This window comes from Pantoea sp. EEL5, from assembly GCF_049892805.1.
Taxonomy (GTDB): Bacteria; Pseudomonadota; Gammaproteobacteria; order Enterobacterales; family Enterobacteriaceae; genus Pantoea; species Pantoea ananatis.
This window is the reverse complement of record NZ_JBNDNJ010000013.1, coordinates 1-5300: the sequence shown is the minus strand read 5'-3', so window position 1 is coordinate 5300 and position 5300 is coordinate 1. Positions and strand designations below refer to the sequence as shown.

General features: G+C 48.9%; 4 protein-coding genes and 4 tRNA genes. 7 read left to right on the top strand and 1 reads right to left on the bottom strand.

The annotated features are described in order from the left end of the window. The first annotated feature begins 418 nt into the window (after nucleotides 1-418). Both murB and birA read left to right on the top strand, forming a co-directional pair. Complete coding sequence (gene murB, locus ACPXSQ_RS22950) at nucleotides 419-1456, top strand: UDP-N-acetylmuramate dehydrogenase (protein ID WP_042677912.1); 1038 nt, start codon at nucleotides 419-421, stop codon at nucleotides 1454-1456. Continuing rightward, a complete protein-coding gene (gene birA, locus ACPXSQ_RS22945) occupies nucleotides 1453-2412 on the top strand; it encodes a bifunctional biotin--[acetyl-CoA-carboxylase] ligase/biotin operon repressor BirA (protein WP_015701287.1) in 960 nt (319 codons plus the stop codon). The genes murB and birA overlap by 4 nt, the downstream gene beginning before the upstream one ends. 44 nt (nucleotides 2413-2456) lie before the next feature. On the opposite strand, the gene coaA is transcribed toward birA, so the two are convergent. After that, nucleotides 2457-3404: a type I pantothenate kinase gene (coaA, locus tag ACPXSQ_RS22940; protein ID WP_013024113.1), complete on the bottom strand. Its 948-nt coding sequence runs from the start codon at nucleotides 3402-3404 to the stop codon at nucleotides 2457-2459. Between the two features lie 1155 nt (nucleotides 3405-4559). On the opposite strand from coaA, the gene ACPXSQ_RS22935 reads away from it, so the two are divergent. The 5 genes from ACPXSQ_RS22935 to ACPXSQ_RS22915 form a co-directional block, all read left to right on the top strand. Beyond that, a tRNA-Thr gene (locus tag ACPXSQ_RS22935) sits at nucleotides 4560-4635 on the top strand. Nucleotides 4636-4642: 7 nt separating this feature from the next. Beyond that, nucleotides 4643-4727, top strand: a tRNA-Tyr gene (locus tag ACPXSQ_RS22930). 193 nt (nucleotides 4728-4920) lie between these two features. Continuing rightward, nucleotides 4921-4995 (top strand) — tRNA-Gly (locus ACPXSQ_RS22925). A 5-nt stretch (nucleotides 4996-5000) separates the two neighbouring features. Continuing rightward, nucleotides 5001-5076, top strand: a tRNA-Thr gene (locus ACPXSQ_RS22920). Nucleotides 5077-5183: 107 nt separating this feature from the next. Then, a partial coding sequence (locus tag ACPXSQ_RS22915) for a GTP-binding protein (protein WP_250341462.1) occupies nucleotides 5184-5300 on the top strand: 117 nt, incomplete at its 3' end.

Genomic DNA, 5300 nt, shown 5'->3' with positions numbered 1-5300 from the left:
CCGTAGCGCCGATGGTAGTGTGGGGTCTCCCCATGCGAGAGTAGGGAACTGCCAGGCATCAAACAAGTAAAGAAGCCCTGAACTGACGTTCAGGGCTTTTTTACGTCTGCGATCTGGCAGATAACCCCTCATCATATTCCGTCTCATCATGACCCCGATACAACCGCGGGTCTGCAACGCCGCTCTTGCTGCTTTAATCCTCTCCCGCACTGCGTCATTCTGTGCATCATCTGAAACAAAACTGTGAAAATCGTTACCTGCCAGCCTTCCGCTATCCACCCAACCACTTTATTTCTGTCGCTATCAGGATTTTCAGGAGCCGCAAAATCGTTGAAAGCCTTTCATCGCATGCAAATTCCCCCGCATTACCGTTGTGATGCGGTAAACTACCGGCAGATTAACCCGTTAAGGCCGTATCATGTCCAGTTCGTACATCTCATTAAAAGCCGACAACACGCTGGGGCTTGATGTCAGCGCAAAAACACGTATTGTCGCCGAATCGCCGGAAGCCATACTTTCAGCCTGGCAAATGAGCCAGCATAGCCAGCAACCTTTTCTGATCCTCGGGGAGGGCAGCAACGTGCTCTTCCTTGAGGACTTTGCAGGCGTGGTGGTGATCAACCGCATTGCAGGGGTTGAAATCCTTGATGAGACTGAGCGCTGGAAACTGCACGTTGGCGCGGGCGAGAACTGGCACCAACTGGTAAAAACTACCCTGGAAAAAGGGATTTCGGGTCTGGAAAATCTGGCACTCATTCCTGGAATGGTAGGATCAGCACCCATACAGAATATCGGTGCCTATGGCGTTGAATTAAAAGATGTATGTGAATACGTCGATGTACTAAATCTGCATACCGGTCTCACACAGCGTTTGAGCCGTGACGATTGCCAGTTTGGTTATCGCGACAGTATTTTCAAACATCAGTACCAGTCAGGCTACACGATTATCGCTGTCGGATTTTCATTGAAAAAACACTGGCAGCCCGTCCTGACCTACGGTGATTTAAAAACGCTAAACCCTGCCACGGCAAATGCCTGGGATGTTTTTCATGCGGTCTGTCATATGCGACAGAGTAAATTACCGGATCCGAAAATAACCGGTAACGTGGGCAGTTTTTTTAAAAATCCCGTGATAACTGGCCAGCAGGCGGCTGTGCTGTTGAGTGAGTACCCAGCGATGCCACATTATCCTCAGCCTACAGGTGATAGTAAACTGGCTGCAGGCTGGCTCATCGATCAATGCCAGCTTAAAGGCAGCCGAATTGGCGGTGCGGCAGTGCATCAGCAGCAGGCATTAGTGTTAATCAATGCTGAAAATGCCACACCCGACGACATTGTCGCGCTGGCAAAAAAGGTACGTACCCGGGTAGGTGAAAAATTTAATGTCTGGCTGGAGCCAGAAGTTCGTTTCATTCAGGCTCAGGGTGAATGTAACGCTGTAGAGGTCATCTCATGAAGGATCATAGCGTACCGCTTAAATTAATCGATATCCTGGCCGATGGTGAATTTCACTCGGGTGAGCAACTCGGTGAAACGCTTGGTATGAGCCGTGCGGCGATTAATAAACATATTCAAACGTTAAAAAGCTGGGGCCTTGAGGTGTATACCGTCACAGGTAAAGGCTACAGTTTTCCAGCCCCACTTCAGTTGCTCAATGAACAAGAGATTTTGGGGCAACTGTCTCAGGCTGATATAGCCGTAATACCGGTTATTGATTCAACTAATCAGTATTTACTCGAACGTATGCATTCTCTGCCTTCAGGATCCGTCTGCCTCGCTGAATATCAGCAGGCAGGACGTGGCCGACGCGGACGTCACTGGTTTTCACCCTTTGGTGCCAACCTCTATATGTCTATGTACTGGCGCCTGGAACAGGGCCCGGCAGCGGCAATGGGGCTGAGCCTGGTGATTGGTATCATTATGGCGGAAACGCTGCGGTCATTAGGTGCGCAGGACGTACGGGTAAAATGGCCTAACGACATTTATCTTCATGACCGGAAGTTAGCGGGGATCCTGGTTGAATTAACCGGTAAAACCGGCGATGCAGCACAAATCGTGATGGGCGCCGGAATTAATCTGGCGATGAGAACTGCCGAAGCGGCGCAGATTAATCAGGGCTGGATTAACTTACAGGAAGCCGGCGTGACAATTAATCGCAATGAACTGGCAGCAACACTGATTAATCGCCTGCGTGAAGCACTACCCGTATTTGAGCAGGAGGGATTAACGCCCTTTGTGACGCGCTGGGCCGAACTGGACAACTTCATCAATCGCCCGGTTAAATTACTGATTGGTGAACGTGAAGTGCACGGTATTGCTCGTGGCATTGATAATCAGGGTGGTTTGCAGCTGGAACAAGACGGAAAAATTCAATCGTGGGTAGGGGGAGAAATATCTCTTCGACCGGTTTGAAAAATAAAATAAAGCCTGCTTTTGGCAGGCTTAATCGCCACCTGTTATTTTCTGAGACGCAGTTTTTCCACCGCGTGGTTACCGCTTTTCGTCATAATTAAGCTGGCTCTTTCACGTGTAGGGAGAATATTTTCTTTCAGATTCAACCAGTTAATCTCCCGCCACAATGAGCCAGCAATATTAACGGCTTCGTCTTCAGGTAGCTGAGCATAGTGATGAAAATAAGAGTTGGGATCGGTAAAAGCGCCCTGGCGAAATTTAAGGAAACGATTCACATACCAGCGCTGCAAAAGATCTTCTTCAGCATCCACATAGATTGAAAAATCCACAAAGTCGGAAACAAAAACATGGTGTGGATCGTGAGGATAATCCATGCCGCTCTGCAGCACATTTAACCCTTCCAGAATCAGAATATCAGGTTGCTGGACAACCTTATCGCCATCCGGAATAACATCATAAATTAAATGGGAGTAGACGGGAGCGGTAACCTGGCTAGCGCCCGACTTAAGGTCGGAAACAAATTTCACCAGCCGATGCATATCATAGGACTGAGGAAAGCCTTTTTTCTTCATTAAGCCGCGCTCTTTCAGCACGGCATTGGGATGAAGAAAACCATCTGTCGTAATTAACTCAACCTTACGGTGTCCGGGCCAGCGGCTCAGAAGCGCCTGCAAAACACGAGCAGTGGTGCTTTTGCCCACCGCAACGCTGCCTGCAATGCTGATGATATAAGGAATTTTTTGCCCATTCGTTCCCAGAAACTGCTCCAGCACGGCCTGACGGCGGACATTTGAACTTATATAGAAATTAAGCAGACGTGATAGAGGCAGGTAGATTTCTGCCACTTCCTCAATGGAAAGATCTTCATTGATCCCTTTCAATTGCGCGATCTCATCCTCTGACAGCGTCATTGGAACCGAGTCGCGTAATGCCGCCCACTGTTCACGAGTGAACTGTAAATAAGGCGTCGTAAGTGATGTCGTTTTATCCATAAGTATACATTTGACTGCAGATTCAAACCGATCTGTACATTTTCGCCGATGACGAGTCGGGCCGTGTAGAGAAATGAATTGCCGGTCACAGGGCTATTAACGAGAACAATGGGCTGGAGGGTATCACCAGTATAGCTTTTAAAAGAAGTAAAAAATAAACGGCGGCTTGCTTTCGCAAGCCTCTCCGCAGATTTGATAAATCGTCGGTACAGAAACTTGAAATCTTTAATCGTTATGCTTTTTATTGCCATTCAGACATCAGGCAATTTTGTGCAAAGGCGTTTGTGGCTTTCGCACCGCTGTCATCGTGACGCATGATTCAGGCCGGGTGCATGGCATCAGATATGCCCGGATATACCCTTTTGATGCTGCACAGCTGGCGCTATAGCACGACGTCCGTGCCTGCTGTTCGAAAGACAGCCGCGCTGTGTCGTACAGGCGCATGCAGATTGTCAGCGCTTGCTCTCCATTGCGTGAACCCTGTCTGCCCTGGCGTCTTCGGTCTCGTGCTGCTGTATTAAGGACAGCCATAGCTTATCTGTCAGCGACGCTGGTGCATCAGACATTCTTATAGAGGCTGTCAGCGACGTTCTTTATCGCATCTGAGTTTCATGCTCACCCGACCTGCTATGCGGTGGACAGCATGACAGGCTGTCTGTGAGTCACACAGCCGCTCTACGAACGCTTATGCAGATTATCAGCCCTTATTCTCCTCAGGCACCGAACCGCCCCACAGGTGGTCTGTCAGCCGTGACGTTTTTATCTGCCTTTCGCCTGATACTGATACTTATCTTCATGCCGGGCAGTGTCGCCTGAAAACTTTTAGGGGATAACACTCAAGGCTGCGGCCTTAGGTAGGGTCCTGTCGCGATAAAAGTACGCATGAGGTGATTGAAAACTGAGCAGTTAATGCATTTTTCTGGCAGAGGCCTAAGAAAACCTGAGGGATGAAGACAACAAAGTGGGCGAGACAGGGGGAGGGAGCAACATTATCGGAAAGAGAGCGAAGAGAAATTTTAACCAATAATTGGATGTTATTTCTGCATATCAGGGGTAAATTGCGATGCTTTGCACAAATAGTAAGCGATAGAACAAAAACAGTGATTTTTTTGTTGCATCCTTCTGCCGACCTTCCTAGAATGCGCGTCACTTGATGCCGGCTTAGCTCAGTTGGTAGAGCAACTGACTTGTAATCAGTAGGTCACCAGTTCGATTCCGGTAGCCGGCACCATCAAGTAGGTGGGATTCCCGAGCGGCCAAAGGGAGCAGACTGTAAATCTGCCGTCACAGACTTCGAAGGTTCGAATCCTTCTCCCACCACCATTTCAACCCCCGGGTTGAGAAACAGATAAACAACCTGTTTATCTGGCAGGTGAGTCGCTTCTTCTCACCCTGAATTCAGATTGGGTGTAAGCTCAGTCAAAGTCAGTCAGCTTCGCTGACGGGCGAAGGATAACAGAGGACATCTTCTGTTATTCACAAGCTACAGAAAGAACAGGTAGCCGAGTTCCAGGATGCGGGCATCGTATAATGGCTATTACCTCAGCCTTCCAAGCTGATGATGCGGGTTCGATTCCCGCTGCCCGCTCCAGATGTGCTGATATGGCTCAGTTGGTAGAGCGCACCCTTGGTAAGGGTGAGGTCCCCAGTTCGACTCTGGGTATCAGCACCACTTCCTTTATCTCCCTCCTGATTTTTCTCTGTAACTCCTTGCAGTCAGGCAATGCCTGGTTAATGTGACGATATCTTTGATATATCCGTGTCTTAGAGGGACAAGCGATGGCTAAAGAGCAATTTCAACGTAACAAACTGCACGTAAACGTGGGAACCATCGGTCACGTTGACCACGGTAAAACCACCCTGACTGCAGCGATCACCACCGTTCTGGCTAAAACC

Bases quoted from the DNA above. Each gene is read 5' to 3' on its own strand.
- murB (WP_042677912.1), top strand. From the start codon at position 419: ATGTCCAGTTCGTACATCTCATTAAAAGCCGACAACACGCTGGGGCTT.
- birA (WP_015701287.1), top strand. From the start codon at position 1,453: ATGAAGGATCATAGCGTACCGCTTAAATTAATCGATATCCTGGCCGAT.
- coaA (WP_013024113.1), bottom strand. From the start codon at position 3,404: ATGGATAAAACGACATCACTTACGACGCCTTATTTACAGTTCACTCGT.